Below are 24,572 nucleotides of genomic sequence, written 5' to 3' on the forward strand. Positions count from 1 at the left end.
GGGATTCAATAATGAAAAGAGGCATTATCTTATTATTAACAGCACTATTAGCGGTGTTCACCCTTGCAGCATGTAAATCCGACAAAGAAAGTAGCGGGGAATCAGCCTCCGCAAATGTGGAAGTGAATGAGGAAGGTTTTCCTATTGTGGATGAAGAAATCGAGTTATCTGTTATGGCCCCTGGTACTGGCATAGCAGAATGGGAAGACATGGCTACGCTAAAGGAATACTCAGAGATGACAAATATTAAAATGGAGTATACCACCCCTCCATTAAGCGACTTTCAAACAAAATTAAACCTAGCATTTGCCAGTGGTGATGTGGCCGATATTATCTACGGTGCAGGGTCTAATAACCTCACACCTGCTATGGAAGTAGATTACGGAGAGCAAGGCGTCTTATTGCCATTAGAAGATTTGATCGAAGAACATGCTCCCAACATAAAAAAAATGCTAGAGGAAAATCCAGATATTAAAAAGTCTATTACGACGATAGATGGCCATATTTATTCGTTGCCAAAGATATCTGAAGGTTCATCATCTTATTGGTATAAGGGACCACTATGGTTTAACGGGCAGTGGCTAGATGCACTTGGTGTGGAAGAGCTACCTAAAACAACAGAAGAATTTTACGACTTAATGGTTCGTTTTAAAACAGAAGATCCGAATGGTAATGGAAAAGCAGATGAAATCCCATTACTCGATGTAAAAATGAATAGTTCCCGTGCATGGTTCCTAGCTGCGTTTGGCATGAAGGAATGGGGGATAGAAGAGAATGATGGGGAAGTAAGATATACTCCGACCACAGACAACTATAAAGAATACCTAACTTACATGAATAAACTTTATGAAGAAGAATTGCTAGATCCGGAAACATTCTCTCAATCAGATGAACAGAAAAAGGCAAAAGGACAGGATAATCGCTTAGGTATATTCCCTGACTGGTTCTCCTTCTTTACAACAGGTGAATCTGAAGAAGAAGCACTTAATAACCCAATGTTCCAGCCATTAACAAGTCCGGTATCTGAAGAAGTAATCATTCCACTTAATCCAGGGATTAACAGAGGTGCATTCTCTATCACAAGTGAGAATCCGAACCCGGAAGCATCTATTCGCTGGGTTGACTACTTCTATTCGAAAGAAGGCTTTACATTCTTAAATGAAGGTCCTGAAGGCCTACTGTGGGAAGATCAAGATGGAGAAAGAGTTTATTTAGATACGCCAGAAGGCTATGATAGCTCGGAAGACTATCGTGGATCAATCACACCTGATTACGGCATTCCTGCACCTACCGTTAGTGGACCAATTGAAGGGAAGCCAAAGTCCGAATTTGAGGAGTTTATCGATTCGGAAACGAATGAAAAAATTGTTCCTTATGGAGAGGTTCCATTCCCACTCGTTTACTTAACAGCTGAGGAACAAAAGCAAATTAACTCTATAGAGGTTGACCTGACATCCTATGTTGAGCAAATGGAAGCAAAATTCATCACAGGTGTAGAACCATTATCTAACTGGGATTCGTATGTAGAAACAATTCAAAACATGAATATCGACGAATATGTTGAAGTGCATCAAGCTGCTTACGATCGTTGGTCAGAGAGTTAAAAACCATTAATTGAAAACAAAATGAAGGCTCGTATGATCCCTTAGTGGGATAAACTCATACGAGCCTTCAAACTAAACAATTTAAGAGGTGACGTTAGGGCATGTTTCTCACAGAAGAAAAGCTGAAAGCAAGAATAAATGAACTGTCTTCCTACCGATATCGCGACACGACTTCATTATCGAAATGGTCGTTTGTTGAAGATGAAGAGGGAGAAATTGGTACATATCCGCCGAAACGTGAACGTAATTCTCCTACTATCGCAATTGGTGAACATTGGCGTGGACGAGATTTATACGCATGGCTCTCTACAAATGTGACGATTCCAACAGACTGGGCTGATAAGAAAATTGTTGGCCTTTTTGACTTTGGAAACACAGGTGGAGGGAATAATTCAGGGTTTGAATCTCTATTATTTTTAAATGGGCAACCATACCAAGGAGTAGATTCTAATCACAAAGAAGTGTTTCTTTCCGGAAGCTCTGCTGGAAATGACATTTCCCTAGATTTTAGATTATGGACAGGTCTTGAAGGTGGCGGAAAGCCAGTTATTCAGGAATACAAACTAAAATATGCTGAACTGGCATGGCTTGATGAGCAGGTTGACGATTTCTATTACAATGCTAAAGCCGTACTGGAAACCGTATTTGTATTAGAAGATAATCAGCCTGAAAAGTATGCCTTACTTCAAGCGCTTAATCAATCTATGAATTTCATTAACTGGTTAAACGCAGGCTCAGAAGAATTCTATGAATCTGTCTACCGCGCAGGAAGTTATTTGCAAGAACAACTCGATTCCATGGAGAAAAATCATGCTGTGACCTTCCATAGTATTGGACATACACACATCGATGTAGCGTGGCTCTGGCGATTAAAACATACACGCGAAAAGTCAGCACGTTCTTTTTCAACGGTGCTTCGACTAATGGAGCAATACCCAGAATATGTTTTCCTACAGAGTCAACCACAGTTGTATGAATATATAAAAGAAGATTACCCGGAAATCCATGAAAAAATGAAGAAGAAAATTTCCGAAGGTACCTGGGAAGTAGACGGGGGGATGTGGCTGGAGGCGGATTGTAATATTCCGTCAGGTGAGTCGCTTGTTCGCCAACTATTGTTAGGGTCAAAATTTATCCGGGATGAATTTGGAAAAGAAAGCGAGTACTTATGGCTGCCCGATGTATTTGGGTATAGCTGGGCTTTACCACAAATCTTGAAAAAGTCTGGTATTAAGACGTTTATGACGACGAAAATCAGCTGGAGTCAGTTCAACCGTATGCCGCACGATACCTTTAACTGGCGAGGCATTGATGGTAGTGAGATTTTAACACATTTTATTACCACGACAGAGCCTTGGCCTGAGTCCCGTTACTACACATACAACGGTTTTATGACGCCACAGGTAGTAAAAGAATCTTGGGATGCATACAAGGATAAAAACATTAACCAGGATTTATTGCTGTCTTATGGATATGGCGATGGTGGAGGTGGTGTAAACCGGGAAATGCTTGAAATGCGACGCAAAATGGATAAGATTCCTGGTTTGCCAAATGTGAAACCGTCCACGGCAGGTAACTATTTTAATAAGTTACATAAGACGATAGATGAGACAAACGAATATGTGCATACATGGGATGGAGAGCTGTATCTGGAATTCCACCGTGGCACCTATACGTCGCAAAGCTTTATGAAGCGAATGAACCGGAAGCTGGAATTGCTTTACCGGGAAAGCGAATGGTTAAGTGTGCTGGATAGTATCGAGCAAAACGCATTCGAAAACTACCCATTAGCTAAATTGACAGATGGGTGGAAGACGATTTTACGCAACCAATTCCATGATATTATCCCGGGATCATCCATTAAAGAAGTGTATGATGATGCCAGACAAGAATACAAACAGGCGAAGGAATTAGGCGAGGAAGTTTGGGACAATGCTGCAACATCCCTTGTACAAGAGCAAGATTCCTCTGTGTGGACGGTTTTCAATTCTGCCTCTTGGGAGCGAAATGATCTCGTGTTCATCCCAGGACATACTGCTTCAGGAAGCTGGGTCGATGCGGACGGTAAAGAGTTCGAAACACAATCTACAGATGAGGGCTGTTATGTACGGGTTGAATCTCTCCCTGCTATGGGGTACAAGCAGATTGAATTCAAATCTACTAAAACACAGCAAGAGGCGAAAGAAGCTTTCACTCTAGAAGCGAATCGCATCCAAACGCCGTTTTATGACCTGACATGGAATGAGAACGGCCAGCTGACAAGTATTACAGATTTAGAACATGGTCGTGAAGTACTTGCTGAAAATACGAGAGGGAATGTGCTACAGGTGTTTGAAGATAAACCACTTATGTTTGACGCGTGGGATATTGATATTTTTTACCAACAAAAGATGGAAGAAATTACAGAGCTTCAGTCTGTGGAAGTTCTGGAAGTTGGGAGCTTACAAGCGTCCATCCGGTTTGTCTGGAAATATGGCAAATCAGTAATTACACAACACATGATTGTATATGCGAACAGCCGGCGAATTGATTTTGACACCCATGTAGACTGGCAGGAGCGGCAGCGATTATTGAAAGTAGCATTTCCTGTCGATATTCGCTCAACAGAAGCGACCTATGATATTCAATATGGAAATGTAAAACGGCCAACTCACTGGAATACAAGCTGGGACTATGCTCGTTTCGAAAGTGTTGGTCACCAATGGGCAGATTTATCTGAAGGAGCATATGGCGTAAGTATTCTTAATGATTGTAAGTATGGTTACGACATTAAAGACAACCTGATGCGGTTATCCCTATTAAAATCACCGATCCACCCTGATCCATGGGCGGATTTGGGGGAACACCAATTTACTTATTCCGTCCTTCCACATGAAGGAAGCTGGAAAGAAGGCGGAACGGTGAAAGAAGCATGGTCATTGAATAATGCCTTAACCTTTAAGCAAGGGAATGCAAGACTGAAACAATTATCATTGGTTCATTGCTCCAAGGAAAATGTCATGATTGATGCAGTGAAGAAGGCTGAGTATAGTGATAAAACGGTATTGCGTCTTCACGAATTTGAAGGGAATCGTTCCACTGTAGAGCTTTCCAGTGATTTGAACATAGTCTCCTGGCAGGAATGCGATTTAATGGAAAAACCGATCGGGGAGGTAGTCAAGGACCCTTCGATTCGTGTTCAAGTTACACCTTATGAAATAAAAACATTCCTGGTCGAATTTGCCAAGTAAAGATATAAAAAGAATGCAGGTTGATGTCATGATGATTTACTTGTTGTGGAGGAAACCTGCAATCGTTTTGACAATGAATCAATAAAATAGTGAATCACCTTGGAGGGTTACACGTGACAGATCAAAAGCATATCCATATTATTTCTCATACGCATTGGGATAGAGAGTGGTATTTACCTTACGAGAAACATCATGTTTTATTAATCAAGCTGATGGATCGCTTACTCGATACATTGGAAAAGGATCCAGAATTTAAAAGCTTCCATTTGGACGGACAGACGATTATCCTCGACGATTATTTACAGGTCCGTCCTAATAGGAGAGAAAAGTTAGAGAAGTACATTCGTGAAGGAAGGCTTCATATTGGTCCTTGGTATATCTTACAGGACGAGTTTTTGACAAGCAGTGAAGCGAACATACGTAATTTACAGTACGGAATGAAGGATGCAATACAATGGGGCGGGATTTCCAAGGTTGGCTATTTCCCTGATTCATTCGGAAATATGGGACAGGGACCACAAATTTTAAGCCAGGCTGGCATTAATAACGCTGTCTTTGGACGTGGGGTAAAACCTACAGGATTTAATAATATGGTGAGCGATGCAGAGCAATACGAATCCCCATATTCGGAAATGCTTTGGCGTTCACCAGACGGTTCTTCTGTCTTGGGCATCCTGTTTGCCAACTGGTATTGTAACGGCAATGAAGTACCGGTAGATGAAAAGCAAGCAAAGCAATACTGGGAGCAGCATCTCTCTTCCTTAGAAAAGTATGCGGCATCTCCTCATAGGCTTATGATGAATGGCTGTGATCATCAGCCAATTCAAATAGACTTGCCTGAAGCAATTGAAACGGCGAAGAAGCTCTATCCAGAGATATCATTTACCCATTCTAATTTTAATGAATATGTTGAAAATCTAACCGCCTCTCTTCCAAATGATTTAAAAGTGATTGATGGGGAGCTGCGAAGTCAGCAAACAGACGGATGGGGAACGCTAGTCAACACTGCTTCAGCCCGTGTTTATATTAAGCAAATGAACCAGCTAGGCCAAGCATTATTAGAAAAAGTAGCAGAACCATTAGCTACATTTGCCTACCTTAATGGCGAGGAATACAATCACCATCTTTTGGAATATGCATGGAAAACGTTAATGCAAAACCACCCGCATGACAGCATTTGCGGCTGTAGTGTAGATGAAGTACATCGGGAAATGGTGACCCGTTTTGAAAAGAGTAAGCATGTAGCCGAAGCAGTTATTGATGAAAGCCTTGAAGCCCTTTCCAATAAGATTGATACGACCGTATTTGAAAAATGGGGCGAGGATGCATTAGCCTTTACCGTTTATAATACGACGGGATGGGACCGTACAGGCACGGTTTCCATTACACTAGACGCTCGACGTGATTACTTTTCAGAAGGGGTCAAAAAGCAAGAACTTAAACAATTCCCGCTTGGAGAGAGAATCGTCGTGGACGAGGCAGGAACAGAATATAGCGTTACAGTTGAAGATCTGGGCATAGCCTTTGACTATGACTTACCGGAAGAAAAGTTCCGTCAACCGTATATGGCTAGAAGGGTCCGTCTTACATTTGAGGCAGAGCAAGTTCCGGCGATGGGTTACAAGACATTTGCCTTAGTTCAATCCAGCTCAAGTCAGAAACAGGATTCCTTGATTCCTGGCGAAAACCAATTTGAAAACGACTTTTTGCATGTAAATATTAATGAGAATGGTTCCTTGACTGTAACGAATAAAGTGAATGGAAGAACTTTTGAAGAGTTAGGTGTTTATGAGGATACTGGTGATATTGGCAATGAGTATATGTACAAACAGTCACATGATCAAAAAACACTTACAACAAAAGATGTTATCGCGAATGTAAAAGTGGTGGAGGATACCGCCTATCAAGCAGCATATGAAATTACCCACGAATGGGAGATTCCGAAAAGTGCCTCTGAATTGCTTGAACAGGAGCAAAAAGAGCTTGTCGGATTTAAAGGTAGGAAGTCTGGACGATCTGAGGAAAACATTCCATTTAAGATTACAACTATCGTTACATTAGAAAAGAATAGTAAAGGGATTAATGTAGAAGCAAGCTTTAATAACCAGGCAAAAGATCATCGACTTCGCGCATTATTTCCAACAGCTATTCAAACAGATGTGCACCATGTTGATTCCATTTTTGAAGTGGCTACACGATCCAATCAGCCTTCAGAAGAGTGGACAAACCCTGATAATTCCCAGCACCAGCAGGCATTTGTGGATGTTCATAATGAAGAAGATGGATTGACGGTTGCGAATCTTGGACTTAATGAATATGAGGTGTTACGTGATGGTCGGAATACGATTGCGATAACGCTGTTACGCTCTGTTGGGGAGTTAGGGGATTGGGGCCATTTTCCAACACCGGAGGCCCAATGTTTAGGGGAGCACACCGTATCCCTTCGCATATACCCACATGCAGGGGAAGGGGATGCAACCAAGGCATATCAAGATGCATACCAATTTCAGGTGCCATGGACAGTAAAACAAACAGGAATTCACGATGGTGAGCTGCCAGCAGCTAAGTCATTTTTAGAATGGAATGCTCCTAATCTAGCATTTTCATCGCTGAAGGTGTCTGGTCAGACCGGAGATGTTTTAACACGTTGGTTTAATATGACAAACGAAAATAATTCTTTACTTGTTCGCACACTAAATGGTACGTCTTCCGCCTATAAGAGTAATGTGATAGAAGAAAAACAAGAAACACTTCAGTCCAATGAATCTTCCAAAGTGCAAATGCCAGTAAAGCCGTATGAAATTGTAACAATTGGCTTTGAGAAATAGAAATCATATAGCGTGTTCAAAAAGTAGGCAATCTGCAGCTTTTTGAACACTGCTTTATACAATGAAAAGGGAGTGTAACATGATGCAAAAATCCATACCGGCCTCGATGAAGACGTTTATTGAAGAAGTAAAAACAGCTTACGCGCAAGACCAAAAAGCCCAGGCACTTTTCGAGAATTGTTTTTCCAATACATATGAGACAACCATACGTCCACAAGAAGATGGCACCACATTTGTGATAACCGGTGATATACCGGCAATGTGGCTTCGTGATTCCGCTGCACAGGTGCGACCATATCTCATGCTGGTAGAGCATGACAAGGAAATGGCAAACCTAATTGAAGGTGTCATCCGAAAACAATTTTCTTTTATTCTTCATGACCCATATGCCAATGCTTTTAATGAGGAAGCTAATGGAGAGCGGTACCATGATGACAATACCGAGATGACACCACTGCTCTGGGAACGGAAGTATGAAATTGATTCGTTATGCTATCCTATTCAGCTGGCCTATCTCTTTTGGAAATCCACTGGTCGAACATCTCAGTTTAACGACGCGTTTCGTCAGGCCGTTAGCCTGATTATCGACACCTGGAAAACGGAACAAAATCATGAAGCGAATTCTACTTATCATTTCGAAAGAGATAATTGTCCACCGCAGGATACATTATCACATGGTGGGAAGGGTGCACCTGTCGCCTATACTGGCATGACGTGGAGTGGTTTCCGTCCTAGTGATGATGCCTGTAAATATGGGTATTTGATCCCTGCGAATATGTTTGCAGTAGTTTCTCTAAGACAGCTGGAAGAAATTGCTGAAAAAGTGCTGCAAGATACAGACCTTGCTGTTGTTGCAAAGAATCTAGCAGATGAAATTGATAACGGTATTCAAACGTACGGGAAGGTAGAGCATCCTGAGTTCGGTACAATTTATGCCTATGAGACGGATGGACATGGAAACTATAACTTAATGGACGATGCCAATGTTCCCAGTCTTCTTGCCCTTCCCTACCTAGGCTATTGTAAGTTGGATGATCCTATCTATCAAAATACAAGAAAATTCGTTTTAAGTGATGAAAATCCTTATTTCTACAAAGGAAAAGTTGCGAAAGGGGTGGGAAGCCCGCATACACCAGAGCAATATATTTGGCATATTGCTTTAGCAATTCAAGGGATGACTGCACAAACAAGTGAAGAAAAAGAAGAAATTCTAAATCTATTTAAAACAACGGATGCAGACACCCAATTCATGCATGAGGGTTTTCATATGGACCAACCAGAGAAATTTACGAGGCCATGGTTTTCTTGGGCAAATTCCATGTTCAGCGAATTTTTAATAAGTAAAGCCGATCGCTATGTGAAAGGGAGCCCCTTAGCAAAGTAAAGGTTATTTTGGTTAGTAGATTAATAGAAAAAGTGAGGTGTATTAGTTGGTAAAAGTAGCTGTAGTAGGAGATGATGAGCAGCATTTGAAAACTTGGTCGAAACTGCAAGAGGCAGAAGTTCTATCGATTGTTCCAGTACAATCTACGACTCCAGGCAAGATTGTGTTTCAGGTTAACGGTGGGGAACGAGTAGAAGATGTGGAGGAACTAAATTTAGATGTGATCGATCTTTGTGTACCTGTGGAGGAAAGGCCGGAATTAATCCGACAGTTTTCGAAGCAAGGGACACATATTATTTGTGCCTCCCCCCTTGCTTCCACTCTGAAAGAGGCATCAAGCATCGTTACAGAATGCAAAGAGAAACAAGTCCATTTATATGTTGGAAATAAGCGAAGATATTCTCCGGAATATGTTGATGCGAATAACCAGGTACGCAATGGAAATATAGGGAGAGCAGGGGTTATCAGGCTGTCGAGAGGAGCACCTCACCCTGGAGGAGAAAAGGATATCTTTTCCGAGCTTGGGATAGATGAATTTGAATGGCTTTTATGGACCTTCGGTGATGTGGAGCGCGTTATTGCAAAGCATATAAAAAGAAAGAGACGTAACGGTTCACATGTTGAGTATGCTCTCCTATCCATCCGAATGATAGATAAGTCATTCGCCCATGTCGCATTATCCTGGGCTAAAACGGAAAATGGAACAAGCTTTGAGCTTACCGGAGACAAAGGAATGATCACACATAACAGCGCAGATAGCAATCCCATTTCTTTACAGGTAACGGCCAGTTCACAAGAGGATCAGCTAGAGGAAATGATTCTCGACAAGTCGGTTTTACAAAGGCAGTTTGCGTATGTACTAGACCAGGCAAGAGGGCCAAATAAACCGGTAAATTTAGCAAATGACGCATTAAAATCAATGCAACTAGTAGATGCTGCAAGGAAATCAGCTCAGACAGGACAACCTGTCTCGATCAAGGAAGCGAGGTGGTCTTATGAAAGTAGGGATGATTAGTTTTGCTCATATGCATGCAAATAGTTACGCAACATTTCTGATGGACCATCCTGAAGCAGAAATAGCGGCTATATGGGATGATGACGTTAAACGTGGCAAAGAAATGGCAACACATTTTGAAACGGACTTTTATCCTGACCTAGATGAATTATTAAGCACAGATATTGATGCGGTCATGATTTGTTCGGAAAACGCAAACCATAAAGAACATGTTCTGAAGGCTGCATCCTATAAAAAACATATTTTATGTGAAAAGCCGATAGCCACAGAGCTGGAGGACGCGCAAGAGATGATTCGGGTCTGCGATCAACAGGGTGTCATTTTACAAGTTGCATATGCTGTCCGGTTTGTCCCTGCGATTCAAAAAGTGAAAGCTATCATTGAGTCAGGGCGGATTGGTGACGTGATGGCAGTTAATGCAACAAACCATGGACAAATGCCAGGTGGCTGGTTTGTTGAAAAAGCGTTGTCAGGCGGTGGGGCTGCTACAGATCATATTGTCCATATTATGGATTTGCTTCGCTGGATGCTAAAGGATGAAGTGAAATCCGTTTACGCAGAATTCGATACGCTTTTCTACGATATTAAAGTGGAAGATGCGGGATTGGTAACGTTGGAGTTAGAATCAGGCATTATTGCTACCATTGATCCAAGCTGGTCACGACCAAAAACGTTTCCGATCTGGGGAGATGTCACCTTGGAGATTATTGGAACGGAAGGGTCCTTAATTGTCGACGCTTTTAAACAGCATTCTGTTCTGTACAATGATCAAACAGGAAAAATAGAACATAAACCATGGTCTGAAGACATGGATGAAAGATTGGTCCATGATTTTATTGATTGTGTTAAAACAGGCAGAAAACCTGCAATTACTGGAATAGACGGATTGCGGACATTAGAAGTTGTGAAGGCAGCCTATCGCTCCAATGAATTAAAAGAAACGGTGACATTAGAGCGAAGCTAAGTTGCAGATAAAGGAGGGTGAGATATGAAGCTTGGTATGAGCTCATACAGTTTATTGGGAGCAATTAAAACAGGGGAGATGTCTATTTTAGATGTCATCCAGTGGACGGCAGACCAGGGCGGTGAGCATATTGAAATAGTGCCATTAGGTTTCACACTGGAAGACAACCCTGATTTAATAAAGTCGATCGTGCAAAAAGCCAAAGACGTTGGAATCGAAATTTCCAACTATGCGATTGGAGCAGATTTTCTTAAACCAGGTGAAGGTGCATTTGAACAGGAAATTGCAAGAGTGAAAAAGGAAGTAGACATCGCGCACCAATTAGGTGTGAAGTTAATGCGGCATGATGTCTCCTTTCGACCAGCAAAAGAGGCATCAATAAAGCAATTTGAAGCAGATTTACCTAAGCTGACAGAGGCATGCCAAATAATTGCCGACTATGCGAAGAAATACGGCATTGTAACAAGTACCGAAAATCACGGATTCTATGTACAGGCTAGTGACCGTGTGCAACGTCTCATCGAGAATGTAGACAGACCAAACTTTAAAACAACGCTCGATACAGGGAATTTCCTCTGTGTTGATGAGGATCCACTTGTTGGCGTTAGTAAAAACATTGGGTACGCATCGATGGTCCATGCAAAGGATTTTTATGTTCGCCCAGCGTCCTCCTACAACCCGGGAGAAGGGTGGTTCCAATCCACTACCGGCAATTACTTAAGAGGCGCAATAACAGGTCATGGTGACATTAATCTACGGGAAGTTTTAAAAGTCGTGAAGGAAGCTGGCTATGATGGCTATCTTTCCATTGAATTTGAGGGCCTTGAAGAATGTAAGAAAGCTTCCAAGGTTGGGCTAGACAATGTGCGGCGGATTTGGCAGTCATTATAAGGTTAAATAAGGAGGATACCTACGATGGGGAAAATAAAAGTTGGGGTCATTGGTGCAGGTTCCATTTCGGAAATGCATTTTGACTCTTATAAACATAATCAAGATGTTGAAATCCATGCAGTTTGTGATATAAATGAGGAAAGAGCAAAGGAAAAAGCGGAGAAATATGGTGCCGAAAAGTTTTTCAAAAGCTATCATGATTTACTGGCTGATACAGAGATTGATGCTGTGAGTATTTGTACATGGAATAACACACATGCTGAGATTGCAATTGCTGCATTACATGCAGGAAAGCATGTGTTAGTTGAAAAGCCATTATGTAAAACGGTGGAAGAAGCACTCGAAATTGAAAAGGCTGTTAAAAACAGTGGGGGCAAAACACTCCAGGTAGGTTTCGTTCGCCGATTTGGAACAAACACCCAGGTATTAAAGGAATTTATTGATGCAGGCGAACTTGGGGAGATTTACTATGCCAAGGCATCCTGTCTGCGGGCGCTCGGTAATCCTGGGGGCTGGTTTGCGGATAAAGAACGATCAGGTGGTGGCCCATTAATCGATTTAGGTGTGCATGTGATAGACCTGTGCTGGTATCTGATGGGCAAACCAAAGGTGAAATCGGTTAGTGGAAACGCCTATTATAATTTGGGAAACCGATCCAATGTGAAAAATAAATCATTCTACAAAGCAGCGGATTATGATCCCAATACAAACACAGTAGAAGACATGGCAAATGCCATTATTCGTTTCGAGAATGGCGCTTCGTTAATGGTCGATGTCAGCTTCACACTTCATGTAAAAAAAGAGACTATGGCTGTTAGTGTATTTGGTGATAAGGGTGGCGCAGAAATTGAACCAGAACTGGAAATCATAACAGAAAGAAATAATACGATTTTAAACGCCACGCCACAAATTGATGAATTATCGTTTGACTTCGTTAAAGGGTTTCAGAAAGAAATTAACCACTTTGTAACCTGTGTTAAAGGAGAAGCAGAAACGATCAGCCCAGTTGAAGATGGGGTAGAGATCATGAAAATGTTGGCTGGTGTCTATGAGTCTAGTGAAACAGGGAAAGAAATACATTTTGACAAATAGGAAACGATATAACTTCCTTACTGTATAAGTGTAACGAAAGGCTTTCTCTATAGAGATGTGGCGATAAGCCAGATTTTCTAAATTAAGAGTAAAAAAATGTAAGATTACATTTCATGGAGTAACCCTTGTACCAGATTAGTGGCAAGGGTTTTCTCCTTTTAACACATTAGCAATGTATAAAATTTTAGTCAGAGAGCAGGAACGACGTAGTGAAAGTTTTTCTGAAAACGGATAAGAGAGGTGAGGGAATGTCAAACCCCGTTATTATAGAAGAGTTTAGAGGCGAAAGCTTGGAAAATACACATCAAGGGTTAATTTGCATCCTAAATGAGGAGAAGGAAGTGATCTACGAAAAAGGGGATATTGACCAGTATGTTTTTTACCGTTCTGCGATGAAACCATTACAGGCAATTCCAGCTTTTACGACCAATATGGTAGAGAAGTATCGACTAACTCCTGAGGAGGCGGCTTTATTCACCGCATCCCAACGCGGAGAAGCATACCATCAGGATGCTTTGGAAAGCTTATTGAACAAGCTGCAGTTAAAGGAAGATGCCCTTGTTTGCAATCCAAGCTACCCATTAAACGATGCCCCAAAGGATAACTATATTTGGGACCATAAACCTCGACGCAGACTATTACATAATTGCTCAGGCAAACACTTAGGTTTTTTAGGATATATAAAAGAAAAAGGGTATGATGTAAGCGGGTATGAACAATTAAGTCACCCGCTACAGCAGGAAATCCTCGAGTATGTCGCGGATTTAGCTGAAATCGAAAAGAATAAAATTCAAACCGCGATAGATGGCTGTGGCGTGCCTGTACATGCTGTTCCTTTAAGAAATATGGCCCTATCATTTTTAAAGTTTGTTCGTCCAGATCTAATAGCCAATAAGCAAACAGCAGATGCCGTAAGAAAAGTTGGAGATGTGATGAATGCACAACCTGAAATTGTCGCATCCCATGATTTTATTTGTACGGCACTTCTTGAAGATGAAAACATTATCGCTAAAGGCGGAGCACAAGGGGTCTATTGCCTTGCATTAAGAAAAGAGAAAATGAGTATTGCGCTTAAAGTGTTAAGTGGTTCTGAACTCGTTTGGCCAATATTAGTTGCTGCATTACTTAAAAAGATTAATTATCAAAACCAGGATACAATTGAGCGGCTACTAAAAATAAGGTCGATGGATATTATGAACGATAACGGAAAGCTTGTTGGTCAAACAAAGGTGTATTTGTAGGGATCTTAAGTGAGTGCTGTTAGAGAATAGAAGGGCTTTTAAAAGGAGTGGGTGTCATGGAGATCGTTGTAAAGCCAATGGTAGTGGGAGAAACTGAGGATTTTGCTAGTGCGAACAATACGGAGTTCGGAGATATGAGACTTATGCAAAAGGATGGCGCTGTCTATCTTTTTATAAATATTGCCAAGCCAGTGATTCAGATGGAAGACCTACGTGTATTAGGTGGAGAAGTGAGAAAATATGTAGCAAGTCAAAAGTTCGGCAAAGTTACCCTTCAACTGAACCCGATATTTGAGGCCTTACGTGAATTGCCACTACAAAAGGCAGTGCAGTTTTTTATGGAGGGTTGGTTCCTTGCCAGCTATTCATTTGATACATACAAACGCGTAGAAAGCCAGGTGGAATTCACACTACGCTATGACTTCTCTTTATACAAAAACCAACTTCAGGAAGCGAAGGTACTATCAGATGCTGTAAATATTGCCAGAGATCTTTGTAATGAGCCAGCAAATAAGCTTACCCCTCAACGTTACGCTGAAAAGATAACGGAGATTTTTCAACATACGAACGTAGCCGTAGAAATCTTTGAAGCAGAAGACTTAACAAGACATGGCCTTGAAGCGATCAAGATGGTCGGAAAGGGCAGTGTTAACCCACCAAAAATGGCTGTATTGAGATTGAAGAATAGCGATACTACACATGTTGGATTTGTTGGGAAAGGCGTTACCTTTGATTCCGGGGGGATTAATACGAAGATAGGCAAGGGCATTTGGGAAATGAAAATGGACATGGGCGGCTCGGCTGCGGTGGTAGGCGCTATGAAGCTGCTTGCAGATTTGGATTCTCCAGTACAGGTTACAGCGGTTATTCCGTTAGTGGAAAATCTGGCAGGAACGAATGCTTATTTGCCATCAGATGTGATTCAATACAAGAACGGGTTACATGTCGAAGTTGGGAACACGGATGCGGAGGGACGTCTTGTCCTTGCTGATGGTATGCTATATGTACAGTCCATAGGTGCTACGACGGTAATTGATGCCGCGACTCTTACTGGTGCGATTGGTCAGGCGCTTGGATTAAAAACGGCTGGGATCTTTAGTAACAGGGAAGAAGATTTGTGGGCTTATAAGGAGCTTGGGGAACAAACGGGTGATGATGTATGGCCGATGCCGTTAATAAAAGATTATCAAGATTACATGAAAAGTGACTATGCAGATCTAAACAATATGAGCTCCTCTAACTTTGGCGGGGCGATTACCGCAGCAATTTTCCTATCTAACTTTGTTGAAAAAGATACCAAATGGGTGCACATTGATATGGCAAATACAGTGCGTCCATGGAAGCAATATGGGTATCATGTAAAGGGGGCAACTGGATTTGGGGTGCGCCTCTTGAAAGAAATAGTATGTAGAGAGGGCGAATAAACATGCAACTAGAAGTTATCGTACAAAATAAACAGGAAGCAATTCAGGCAGAGGAGCTGGGAGCTGACCGGGTGGAGCTCGTATCCGCTATCTCAGAAGGTGGCCTTACACCAAGCTACGGAACGATGAAGCAAGTACTTGAGAGTGTGGAAATCCCCGTGCAAATTATGATCCGTCCTCATAGCCATCATTTCTTTTATACGGAAGAGGAGTTCAAGGTGATCTGTAACGATATCGAGGCCATTCAGCAGCTTGGAGGCAACCGGGTTGTCTTCGGGGCGTTAAATGAAGATCACACCATAAATGAAGCGATGCTAAGCAAACTTTTTCTTCTGTTCCCTCATCTTGATATGACATTTCATCGCGCGTTTGACGAGGTGGTATCACAGGAAGAAGCCTATGAAACGTTGTCTAAATATAAAAAGAACGTTAAACGCATTTTGACTTCTGGTGGAAAGGCAAATTGCGAAGCGGGGCTAGAGCAGCTTATTAAATTGGTTGAGATAGAGCGGGAGCTTGAAGGTCCAACTATTATGGCTGGAGCAGGACTTTCCGCGAATAATATAGAAAAAATCAAGCAGGCAACAGGCGGTACGCAGTTTCACTTTGGGAAAGCTGTTAGGATCGATCAGTCATTTGAGAAAGGCTTTTCTAAAGAGAAAGTGGAGAAGATTTTAGGGTATTTAAAAAGTTGATGAAGAAAAAACCGACCTATGCTTGAACCTGAGCATAGGTCGGTTTTTTAAAATGTATGACAAGTCTACGTACTTATTCTTCCTCATCATCTCGATATTCCAAAATATCTCCTGGCTGACAATCCAATGCTTTGCAAATCGCATCTAACGTCGTGAGGCGAATTGCTTTGGCCTTGCCATTTTTCAAAATAGACAAGTTAGCCATTGTGATTCCAACCCTTTCGGACAGTTCGGTAACGCTCATTTTTCTTTTTGCCAACATCACATCAACATTAATTATAATCGCCATGTTATCACCTCAGACCGTTAAATCATTTTCAGATTTGATATTGATTGCTTCTTTTAGAAGTCTTTGGAGAACGGCAGCAAAGACTGCTATCACTAGGGAAGCGCCAATTGGTACCATGCCAACGATGATAAGCCCCGGAGCATCATCCCACTCGGCAATGATATAAACAAGTGGCAGCGCGATAACATACAAGCCGCTGATTGTAATGGCGCATTGTTTTATTTTCTTTAACGCGATTACCGATATATCAGAGAACGCTTTGTTCTTGTCAATATAACTTAGAAGCTTGAAAGCCTGATACAAGGCAAAGTAAAACGGGATAATCGATATATACATGATAAATAAAATCCCGAAGACCATGTATGCTAACTGCGTGTCACCACTTGCAGCCTGATCCATTGCTTCCAATCCTATTTTAGGTAATAAAAGAATAGCTAAAGCTAGTACAGGGATACCCATTAGGAAAACAGCTATTTTTAAAAAGGTAGTTGATCCTTGCTTCATTCGAAACACCTCACTAATTTTTTGTCTTATTTAATTTACCACATTATTTATCGTTTTACAATAAATAATTATTAAATTTTAATATTGTATTGTTGTGTAGCTTTGATTAAGAGGTGAGGAGGGTGTTTCTATTTGAGAGGTAAGAGCATAAAAAAATTGTCGTGAGAGGAATGTACCATTGAAAGGTGTTCATGGTTACATTACAGTGTACATGAAACAAATTCATGGTATAATCTAATAAGAAGTATATAAAATATTAAAAACCGTTCCATGCTGGACACATGGAACGGTACAATAGACCAACCCGACGTAAGGGGTGGCACACTTTAGGAAATAATCCCTCAAGGCCTGGCTAAAGCACATGAGGGGTTATTTTTCATTTTTTCACGTTAGGAATGTATAAAATTTTAACTAGGAAGCATTTACGATGCAGCTAAAATTTTGAAGCACCAAGTATAAGAAAAACATAAACATTCCCTAAAAGACGAGGGAATGCGAGTTTTTCTAACCGGGCATGATAAACGCGATTAACATACCGAATGAAATCATCAGTGTTAACACATCCTTCGTATCCATAGGCAACACCCCCCTTCATGGGAAAATTCCCAGGAGGAAATGTGCCTTACCCTCATGTGAAGCCAGTCTATTGTATTACGATTATATCATAAACGAACGTGAGTTCCTTATGTATTTATAATTAAATTTAAAATATTACTCTATTAATAATCGGTAAGTTAAGACTTACACATAATTGGAAATGGACGGCCCTTTTCATGCTAAAATAGAGGAGATTATATAGATAAAGGAAGATCTACGATGGAAAAATCACAGGCAAATCGCAAAGATCCCGAATGGACGAAGAGCCGAATATTAAGTGTGGCACAGCAATTGTTCATGGAAAAGGGCTACCGAGCTGTCACAACAAGAGAGATTGCGGCCCAATGCGAAATAACACAGCCAGCTCTTTACTACCATTATTCAGACAAACAATCCCTTTACATAGCGATGTTAGAAAGGTTTGTTTCCCACATTCAAAAAAGGTTACGTGTTGTCGGCGATGGTACAATTGCAGAGCGGCTTGAAGGAATGTTAGAAGTACTGTCTGCAGAGCATCCTACAAGCATGATGATGATGGTGCATGATATCTTAGTTGAATTTAAAGAGGAAAACCGCAAACGTATTTTTTCCTTGTGGAAAGAAACATATTTGGATCCGTTTATTAAAATCTTTGAGGAAATGCAAGAAGAAGGAATGCTCAGGGAAAGTATTCAGCCAGAGGATGCTGCCCGTTTTTGCTTATTAACATTGGGACAAACCATGTCACAATGGAAGCAAAAGCCCAAAACGTTAGCTGGACAATATAGTTTACTTGTCGATTTGATTTTGAACGGGACGACAAAGTCTTAAATAAGGCAGTTCTTTCCCACTTGGGAGTTAGAACTGTCCTATGTTTGTTTTCCCCATCATACGAAAACCGGTAAGATAGAACTGGTCATTTATAACTAAAGAAAGTTCGTACAATACAAAATTTATTTAGGTATTTCCTCCTGTTTTTTAAAATGAACCCCCATAAATCTAATCCGCCCCCAAATGGCGGTTTTTTTGTTGTATACTTATGATGATTTACAGCAGTAAAGCATGTAAAAAGGACTAAACCTATATCGGTTATTATATGCTGAGCTGGCGGAAGTAAATTAAATATAGGGCAGGAGGAAGCACATGGCATACTGTATAAATTGTGGTGGGGAAATAGCACCAGATGCACGATTTTGTAAGCATTGCGGGAAAGCATTAGAGCATGGGGGGCAACCTAACGAAAATACGGGGAATACATATATTAGTCAAAACGAGGAACAAGAACAGAACGTCACCCCGTCGCTAGAGGTGGAGCAACATAACGATCCTCAAGTTGAACAGGCAACAACTGGATCTAATGGAAATCAAAATAGGAAGAAAATGAACAAGAAGTCAAAAATCATTCTATTTTCTACTGCTGCACTTATCATTTTATTAATTGGGGTTTACGCTGTAGGCAACACGATGACTTCGCCAAAGCATGTATTGGATGAATTTCAATCTGCAATTGAAGAGGAAGATGCGGGCAAACTAGCATCCTTATTAACAACAGATGACGATGACTTAGAGATCACGGAAGAATCTGTAAAAGGGATGATAGCGTTATACAACGCAAAGCAGAATGAATTTAAGGTTGTACTGAATCATTTGGAGTATCAAGCAGATGGCGAAGTAGATCAGTTTGGAACATACGCACTTGATTTCCAAAAGGACGGGAAGAAGTTCCTCCTGTTTGATGATTACGAGATCACAGTAAATCCTGTTTACTTTGAAGTGGCAACGAATTATAAAGATACAGAGATTATCGTAGGCGATGAAGTTGTCGCAACAGCTGATAAGGATAATGCCCAATTAGAAATCGGCCCCTTTTTACCTGGCGAACATACGATTAGAGCAGCACTTGACACCGGATTCTTTAACTTAGAGAGGGAAGAAACAGCTGTAGGTGATCCTAACTTTCCAGCATATGTGGATCTTTATTTAGATGGAGATATGGTAACGTTTGATTTAGGGATGAAAGGCTATGATGAACTAAGTTCCATTAAATTATTTGTTAATGGCAAAGATACTGGTGTGGATTTATCAAAGCAAGATCAAGTTGGACCACTACTGATTGATGGATCAATGAATGTCTCATTTGAAGCAGAACTTCCATGGGGAACGGTAAGAACGAATGACCAGCCACTTACTGAACGTTACGTGGAGTTTAACCTAGGAGATAGTGATGAGTTTAAGCAACAGATCCAAGATATCTTGGTAACTTATAATGAGGAATTTGGCGAAGTCTACTCAACGGCAAATCCAGATGCCTTAACGACAGCAATACCAGATTTAAAAGATCGGATCGTAGAGGAAGCAGCGTACAATTTGGAAAACGATATTATGTATGATGGTGCTTTTCACGGGATGGATTTTTATCAGGATTCCTTTACGTTAGAAAAATCATATGAAGGCTTCTGGGAATTAACCGTCGATACAATAACCTATTACGAAGAAGCAATTTATGAAAAAGGCACCGATGCAGAATTAGAACAAGTAGAGGACGAAACGCGATATGTATTAGCTTATGACCAACAGCAAGAAACATGGGCGGTCAGAGGAATAGATTATGCAGGATCGATGGAAGAAGACCGCATGGAACGTGTAACTGTAGAGGAACCCGTTTTCCATACCTCTGATAAAGGAAAAGAAAAAGAATAAAGTTCAGCGATACTTCCTTGCCTGGCATGGAAGTATCGTTTTTTTATTTATTTTTAATTAATTTGATGGAAAGAATGCCCCCAAGATAGGCAGATATCCCGCCCAAGGCGATGAAGATGATGGATTTGTATGTAAAGTCAGGGAGTAGAAATTCGTATGCTGCGAGTACGATCATGACAAATACTGCTAGGAAAAGAACTTGCTCGGGATTGAGTCGTTTTTGCATGGTTTGCCTCCTTATTTGGTGAGTCTTTATGGGACATTTTAACAGTTGGGTTGGGGATGATCAAGAGAGCTTGGAGTATCGGTTGAGAGGGAGAGTATATCGGCCGCGAGCGAGGAAGCATCGGCTGAGAGCGCGTGAACATCGCCTTTCGATACTGAAAGTAAAGCCCTAACTTATTGGCAATAGGTAATATGTCTTTCTACCCAATACTAGATTCAATTGAACAACTTTCAGTAAATTGTTATAATGAATATAACAATTTACTGAGGATGGTTGGAATGAGTAGCTTATATGAACAAATTTATAACTATATATTAAATATGATAAAAGAAGGAGATATAAAAAGCGGGGATAAAATACCTACAGAAGAGGAGTTAGCCAAACAATTTCAGGTGAGTAGGATTACCTCTAAAAAAGCACTTGATTTACTTTCACAACGAGATATTATACAACGCTTTCAAGGCAAAGGATCTTTTGTCTCAAAAAACTTGCCTAATTTTGATTCTACGCCATCGAGTGAGTCAACCGAAATAAAACCAGATGCTTATCGAAAAGTGATTGGATTCATCATACCCGATTTTACTGATACATATGGCTTAGATTTAGTAAGGGCAATTGAAAAAAGGTGTGCAGAACTAAACTATAACCTTGTGCTAAAACGAACTTTTGGTTTGGAGGAAGAGGAGAAAAAGGCGATTCATTCATTACTGGAGATGGGAGTACAAGGCATTATCATTTTACCAGTTCAGGGGGTTCACTATAATAATGAATTACTTCGAATGGTAGTAGAAGAATATCCTTTAGTTCTGATCGACCGCTATTTAAAGAGGATACCCGCAACTTCGGTTTCTATAGATAATAGAAAAGCTATGCAGGATCTGACTACCTTATCTTTAGACGATGGACATGACAACATTGCATTTATTTCTCCGTCAGTTGATGGCACTTCCTCTGTGGAAGAAAGATATAGGGGATATCAGGCCGCCTTTTCGGCAAAAGGAAAACCGATAAATCAAGAACATGTCTTAACAGAAATACATAGTACGATGCCGGTCCATGTATACAGTGAGAATCACAATATATCTGATGAGAAGGATCGCGAAAGACTTATTCAATTTATTCAATACAATCCAGAGGTTACAGCATACGTTTGTAGTGAGTTTGAAATAGCGATGCTACTGAATGAATTGCTAACATCGATGGGGAAAAAAGTTCCGGATGATATTTCTATCCTTTGTTTTGATTCACCCACTTTTTATCTTAATGAACCCTTTTTCACTCATATTAGGCAAGATCAAGAGGCAATGGGATATCAAGCGGCTGACTTACTGATTAAACAATTGAATGGAGAGAGAGAATTACATGATTGTAAAGTAGGCTATCGTTTGATCCAAGGAATTTCAACCAAGATAAATCATTTATAAGGAAACCATGAATAATGTGGTTTCTTTTTTTATGGGTTAAATTTAGAAAATAAAATAAAATAAAAATATATTGACATTAGTAATTGTCATTGTTAGTATATTGATATATCAAAAAGGAGTGTGATTTTTCAGTTTTCTTTAACGTGCCAGAGGAGGATGAAAGAAGTAAAGAGCATGGCAAATTCAAAGAAAAAGGGTGAAAGGGATGTTATGGAAAAGCCATAATTTAAAAAAGGTTTATTTAGCTGTCTTTATTATGATTGCGCTTACATTATCCGCCTGTTCAAGTGACGAAACTTCGGGAGGGGAAGATGAAGATGGTGTAACAACTATTACTTTTTGGCATGAAAATTCAGGGGTAGGGGAAGAAGCGATTAATGCGGTAGTGGATGCTTTTAATGAAAAGCATCAGGATATAAAAGTAGATGCTGTGTATACAGCTGCAAATGAATCGCAAAATGAAAAATTATTAGCAGCTGTAGCAGGAGGGAATCCTCCCGATGTATCTTGGTTTGATCGTTTTAAGGTGGGGTCATGGGCTGATCAGGGTTCGTTGACTGATCTTACTGCCTACGCTGAAGAGGATGGCATAACGGGTGACAAATATTACCCATTTGCCTGGGAAGAAGCAACATACCAAGATAAGCTTTATGCTATGCCAGTAGATACAGACGCACGCCTATTATTTTACAATAAGGATGCGTTTAAAGATGCTGGGTTAGATCCTGAAAAACCCCCAAAAACAATTGATGAATTAGAAGAAGCAGCTGAGAAATTAACTATTAAGGACGGAAATCGATTTAAAAGAGTAGGATTTATTCCTTGGTACAACCAAGGTTGGCTTTATTCTTGGGGATGGGCATATGGAGGCAATTTCTATGACGAAGAGGCTGGGAAAGTAACAGCCGATGATCCAAAAGTTGTGGAGTCTCTAGAATGGATGACAAAATACGCCAAGGAATACAGTGTGGAGGATATAACTGGATTTACCGATTCTAGTGGTTCTGGGGAGATGGATCCTTTTCTCACTGGTCAACTTGCGATGCACATTGGTGGAAATTGGAGCATCTCCGGTTATCTAAAGTACAAGCCTGATTTAAATTACGGTGTTACACCAATCCCGACACCTACAGGCGAAAACTTTACTTCTTGGTCTGGAGGGATGGCTGTGGTAATTCCTAAGGGAGCAGAGCATCCAGATGAAGCATGGGAATTTGTTAAATTCTTTGGTTCAGAAGAAGGGCAAGAAATATACAACGGTAAGTATAAAACGTTGTCTGTTATTGATTCAGTTAATGAGAAGCTAGGGTATAAGGATGATCCGATATTCAGTGAATTTATTAACATTCTACCCGAATCGCACAACCGCCCTGTACTTCCAGAGGGTGAGCTTTTATGGAATGAACTATCTAATGCGGTAGATAATGCCATCCATGGAAATGAGAACCCAAAAGATCTTTTAAAATCTGCTAATGAAAAGGTAAATGCAGCACTCGAATAAATGAAAAGTGGGGGATGGGGTTATTCCTTTCTCCCACTTCACAATGCAAGGGGTGAACACAATGAGACAGTTAGCCAATAATGGAAATAAGAAAAGGAGAGGCAATCAAGTAAACAAGGAGACAAGTGGATGGTTATTCGCAACACCTTGGATTATCGGTCTACTTTTGTTTTACATTCTACCATTAGTTGTATCAATTTATTTTAGCTTTACCTCTTATTCTATACTACAGCCTGGTGAATTTATCGGTTTCCAGAATTATAAAGAATTAATGAATGACCAGCTATTCTTTAAATCTATCTATAATACAGTATATTTCGCTATTTTCTTTGTCCCATTGAGTATTATTTCAGGTGTAGCTTTAGCCATGCTGTTGAATTTGAAAATCAAAGGTATGACAGTTTATAGAACCATCTTCTTTTTACCGACCTTGGTTCCCCATGTAGCTATTGCTGTTCTTTGGATGTGGCTTCTAAACCCTGGGTTCGGGCTTGTCAATGGGTTTCTCGATATGATTGGCATTAGTGGACCTGCCTGGTTAGGAAGTGAGGAGTGGTCAAAACCATCCTTGATTTTTATGTCGCTCTGGGGAATTGGGCAAGCTGTTGTGATTTATTTAGCGGGACTTGGCGATATCTCAGATGAGTATTATGAAGCTGCAGAAGTCGACGGAGCAAGCTGGTTTCGAAAAACCTTTCATATCACCATTCCATTACTTACACCAGTTATATTCTTTAATCTTGTAATGGGTGTAATTGGAGCATTTCAACAGTTTACTTTGCCATACACCCTTACACAAGGGCAGGGAAAACCAGCTAATTCCCTAACCTTTTATGTCATGTACCTTTATGACAATGGGTTCAAATATTTTAAGATGGGATATGCCTCCGCAATGGCGTGGATTCTATTTGTTGTCATCATGCTGTTAACGGTCCTAATATTCTGGTCTTCCAAGCGCTGGGTACACTATCAAGGTAAATAAGG

Annotated in this window: 20 protein-coding genes; 16 read left to right on the forward strand and 4 right to left on the reverse strand. The window is 40.6% G+C overall.

Annotated features, from left to right (window positions below):
- The first annotated feature begins 11 nt into the window (after window positions 1-11).
- The 11 genes from ACTWPF_RS04800 to ACTWPF_RS04850 all read left to right on the forward strand — a co-directional run bounded on the left by ACTWPF_RS04800 (window position 12) and on the right by ACTWPF_RS04850 (window position 16,368).
- A complete protein-coding gene (locus ACTWPF_RS04800) occupies window positions 12-1,604 on the forward strand; it encodes an extracellular solute-binding protein (protein WP_443148501.1) in 1,593 nt (530 codons plus the stop codon).
- Between the two features lie 101 nt (window positions 1,605-1,705).
- A complete protein-coding gene (locus ACTWPF_RS04805) occupies window positions 1,706-4,834 on the forward strand; it encodes an alpha-mannosidase (protein ID WP_443148502.1) in 3,129 nt (1,042 codons plus the stop codon).
- A gap of 113 nt (window positions 4,835-4,947) precedes the next feature.
- On the forward strand, window positions 4,948-7,662 hold the full coding sequence (locus ACTWPF_RS04810) for an alpha-mannosidase (protein WP_443148503.1): 2,715 nt from the start codon (window positions 4,948-4,950) through the stop codon (window positions 7,660-7,662).
- Between the two features lie 82 nt (window positions 7,663-7,744).
- On the forward strand, window positions 7,745-9,046 hold the full coding sequence (locus ACTWPF_RS04815) for a glycoside hydrolase family 125 protein (RefSeq protein ID WP_443148504.1): 1,302 nt from the start codon (window positions 7,745-7,747) through the stop codon (window positions 9,044-9,046).
- 46 nt (window positions 9,047-9,092) lie between these two features.
- Window positions 9,093-10,061 carry a Gfo/Idh/MocA family protein gene (locus ACTWPF_RS04820; RefSeq protein ID WP_443148505.1) on the forward strand — a complete coding sequence of 323 codons (969 nt, stop codon included), beginning with the start codon at window positions 9,093-9,095 and terminating at the stop codon, window positions 10,059-10,061.
- On the forward strand, window positions 10,042-11,025 hold the full coding sequence (locus ACTWPF_RS04825) for a Gfo/Idh/MocA family protein (protein WP_443148506.1): 984 nt from the start codon (window positions 10,042-10,044) through the stop codon (window positions 11,023-11,025). Before ACTWPF_RS04820 ends, ACTWPF_RS04825 begins: the two co-directional genes overlap by 20 nt.
- 24 nt (window positions 11,026-11,049) lie before the next feature.
- Window positions 11,050-11,916 carry a sugar phosphate isomerase/epimerase family protein gene (locus ACTWPF_RS04830; RefSeq protein ID WP_443148507.1) on the forward strand — a complete coding sequence of 289 codons (867 nt, stop codon included), beginning with the start codon at window positions 11,050-11,052 and terminating at the stop codon, window positions 11,914-11,916.
- Window positions 11,917-11,940: 24 nt separating this feature from the next.
- Window positions 11,941-13,008, forward strand: coding sequence for a Gfo/Idh/MocA family protein (locus tag ACTWPF_RS04835; RefSeq protein WP_443148508.1), 1,068 nt, complete (start codon window positions 11,941-11,943; stop codon window positions 13,006-13,008).
- Between the two features lie 248 nt (window positions 13,009-13,256).
- Window positions 13,257-14,249, forward strand: coding sequence for an asparaginase (locus ACTWPF_RS04840; protein ID WP_161464754.1), 993 nt, complete (start codon window positions 13,257-13,259; stop codon window positions 14,247-14,249).
- Window positions 14,250-14,305: 56 nt separating this feature from the next.
- The gene (locus tag ACTWPF_RS04845) at window positions 14,306-15,673 is read left to right on the forward strand and encodes a M17 family metallopeptidase (RefSeq protein WP_443148509.1); all 1,368 of its coding nucleotides are present in this window, start codon (window positions 14,306-14,308) and stop codon (window positions 15,671-15,673) included.
- A gap of 2 nt (window positions 15,674-15,675) precedes the next feature.
- Window positions 15,676-16,368 (forward strand): copper homeostasis protein CutC, encoded by a 693-nt coding sequence (locus ACTWPF_RS04850; RefSeq protein ID WP_443148510.1) that lies wholly within the window; start codon window positions 15,676-15,678, stop codon window positions 16,366-16,368.
- A 73-nt stretch (window positions 16,369-16,441) separates the two neighbouring features.
- On the opposite strand, the gene ACTWPF_RS04855 is transcribed toward ACTWPF_RS04850, so the two are convergent.
- The 3 genes from ACTWPF_RS04855 to ACTWPF_RS04865 form a co-directional block, all read right to left on the reverse strand.
- Window positions 16,442-16,657 carry a helix-turn-helix domain-containing protein gene (locus ACTWPF_RS04855; protein ID WP_036575782.1) on the reverse strand — a complete coding sequence of 72 codons (216 nt, stop codon included), beginning with the start codon at window positions 16,655-16,657 and terminating at the stop codon, window positions 16,442-16,444.
- 9 nt (window positions 16,658-16,666) lie between these two features.
- Window positions 16,667-17,161 (reverse strand): DUF2975 domain-containing protein, encoded by a 495-nt coding sequence (locus ACTWPF_RS04860; protein ID WP_443148511.1) that lies wholly within the window; start codon window positions 17,159-17,161, stop codon window positions 16,667-16,669.
- Window positions 17,162-17,665: 504 nt separating this feature from the next.
- Window positions 17,666-17,737, reverse strand: coding sequence for a putative holin-like toxin (locus ACTWPF_RS04865; RefSeq protein WP_443148856.1), 72 nt, complete (start codon window positions 17,735-17,737; stop codon window positions 17,666-17,668).
- A gap of 240 nt (window positions 17,738-17,977) precedes the next feature.
- Here ACTWPF_RS04865 and ACTWPF_RS04870 point away from each other — a divergent pair, with 240 nt between their 5' ends.
- Window positions 17,978-18,568 (forward strand): TetR/AcrR family transcriptional regulator, encoded by a 591-nt coding sequence (locus tag ACTWPF_RS04870; protein ID WP_106897648.1) that lies wholly within the window; start codon window positions 17,978-17,980, stop codon window positions 18,566-18,568.
- 312 nt (window positions 18,569-18,880) lie between these two features.
- Window positions 18,881-20,437: a zinc ribbon domain-containing protein gene (locus ACTWPF_RS04875; RefSeq protein WP_443148512.1), complete on the forward strand. Its 1,557-nt coding sequence runs from the start codon at window positions 18,881-18,883 to the stop codon at window positions 20,435-20,437.
- 43 nt (window positions 20,438-20,480) lie between these two features.
- On the opposite strand, the gene ACTWPF_RS04880 is transcribed toward ACTWPF_RS04875, so the two are convergent.
- Entirely contained in the window at window positions 20,481-20,663 is a 183-nt protein-coding gene (locus tag ACTWPF_RS04880) for a hypothetical protein (RefSeq protein ID WP_443148513.1), read from the reverse strand.
- Between the two features lie 278 nt (window positions 20,664-20,941).
- On the opposite strand from ACTWPF_RS04880, the gene ACTWPF_RS04885 reads away from it, so the two are divergent.
- From ACTWPF_RS04885 to ACTWPF_RS04895, 3 genes are all read left to right on the forward strand, one after another.
- Entirely contained in the window at window positions 20,942-22,087 is a 1,146-nt protein-coding gene (locus tag ACTWPF_RS04885) for a GntR family transcriptional regulator (RefSeq protein ID WP_443148514.1), read from the forward strand.
- A gap of 205 nt (window positions 22,088-22,292) precedes the next feature.
- On the forward strand, window positions 22,293-23,588 hold the full coding sequence (locus ACTWPF_RS04890; RefSeq protein WP_443148515.1) for an ABC transporter substrate-binding protein: 1,296 nt from the start codon (window positions 22,293-22,295) through the stop codon (window positions 23,586-23,588).
- A 61-nt stretch (window positions 23,589-23,649) separates the two neighbouring features.
- Window positions 23,650-24,570, forward strand: coding sequence for a carbohydrate ABC transporter permease (locus ACTWPF_RS04895; protein WP_443148516.1), 921 nt, complete (start codon window positions 23,650-23,652; stop codon window positions 24,568-24,570).
- Window positions 24,571-24,572 lie beyond the last annotated feature (2 nt).

The organism is Oceanobacillus sp. M65 (assembly GCF_052246275.1).
Classification (GTDB): Bacteria; Bacillota; Bacilli; order Bacillales; family Amphibacillaceae; genus Oceanobacillus_B; species Oceanobacillus_B jordanicus.

Coding starts and splice junctions, on each gene's coding strand:
- ACTWPF_RS04805 (WP_443148502.1), top strand. CDS start 1,706: ATGTTTCTCACAGAAGAAAAGCTGAAAGCAAGAATAAATGAACTGTCT.
- ACTWPF_RS04880 (WP_443148513.1), bottom strand. CDS start 20,663: ATGCAAAAACGACTCAATCCCGAGCAAGTTCTTTTCCTAGCAGTATTT.
- ACTWPF_RS04835 (WP_443148508.1), top strand. CDS start 11,941: ATGGGGAAAATAAAAGTTGGGGTCATTGGTGCAGGTTCCATTTCGGAA.
- ACTWPF_RS04825 (WP_443148506.1), top strand. CDS start 10,042: ATGAAAGTAGGGATGATTAGTTTTGCTCATATGCATGCAAATAGTTAC.
- ACTWPF_RS04895 (WP_443148516.1), top strand. CDS start 23,650: ATGAGACAGTTAGCCAATAATGGAAATAAGAAAAGGAGAGGCAATCAA.
- ACTWPF_RS04800 (WP_443148501.1), top strand. CDS start 12: ATGAAAAGAGGCATTATCTTATTATTAACAGCACTATTAGCGGTGTTC.
- ACTWPF_RS04815 (WP_443148504.1), top strand. CDS start 7,745: ATGCAAAAATCCATACCGGCCTCGATGAAGACGTTTATTGAAGAAGTA.
- ACTWPF_RS04845 (WP_443148509.1), top strand. CDS start 14,306: ATGGAGATCGTTGTAAAGCCAATGGTAGTGGGAGAAACTGAGGATTTT.
- ACTWPF_RS04855 (WP_036575782.1), bottom strand. CDS start 16,657: ATGGCGATTATAATTAATGTTGATGTGATGTTGGCAAAAAGAAAAATG.
- ACTWPF_RS04890 (WP_443148515.1), top strand. CDS start 22,293: ATGTTATGGAAAAGCCATAATTTAAAAAAGGTTTATTTAGCTGTCTTT.
- ACTWPF_RS04840 (WP_161464754.1), top strand. CDS start 13,257: ATGTCAAACCCCGTTATTATAGAAGAGTTTAGAGGCGAAAGCTTGGAA.
- ACTWPF_RS04830 (WP_443148507.1), top strand. CDS start 11,050: ATGAAGCTTGGTATGAGCTCATACAGTTTATTGGGAGCAATTAAAACA.
- ACTWPF_RS04850 (WP_443148510.1), top strand. CDS start 15,676: ATGCAACTAGAAGTTATCGTACAAAATAAACAGGAAGCAATTCAGGCA.
- ACTWPF_RS04860 (WP_443148511.1), bottom strand. CDS start 17,161: ATGAAGCAAGGATCAACTACCTTTTTAAAAATAGCTGTTTTCCTAATG.
- ACTWPF_RS04885 (WP_443148514.1), top strand. CDS start 20,942: ATGAGTAGCTTATATGAACAAATTTATAACTATATATTAAATATGATA.
- ACTWPF_RS04870 (WP_106897648.1), top strand. CDS start 17,978: ATGGAAAAATCACAGGCAAATCGCAAAGATCCCGAATGGACGAAGAGC.
- ACTWPF_RS04875 (WP_443148512.1), top strand. CDS start 18,881: ATGGCATACTGTATAAATTGTGGTGGGGAAATAGCACCAGATGCACGA.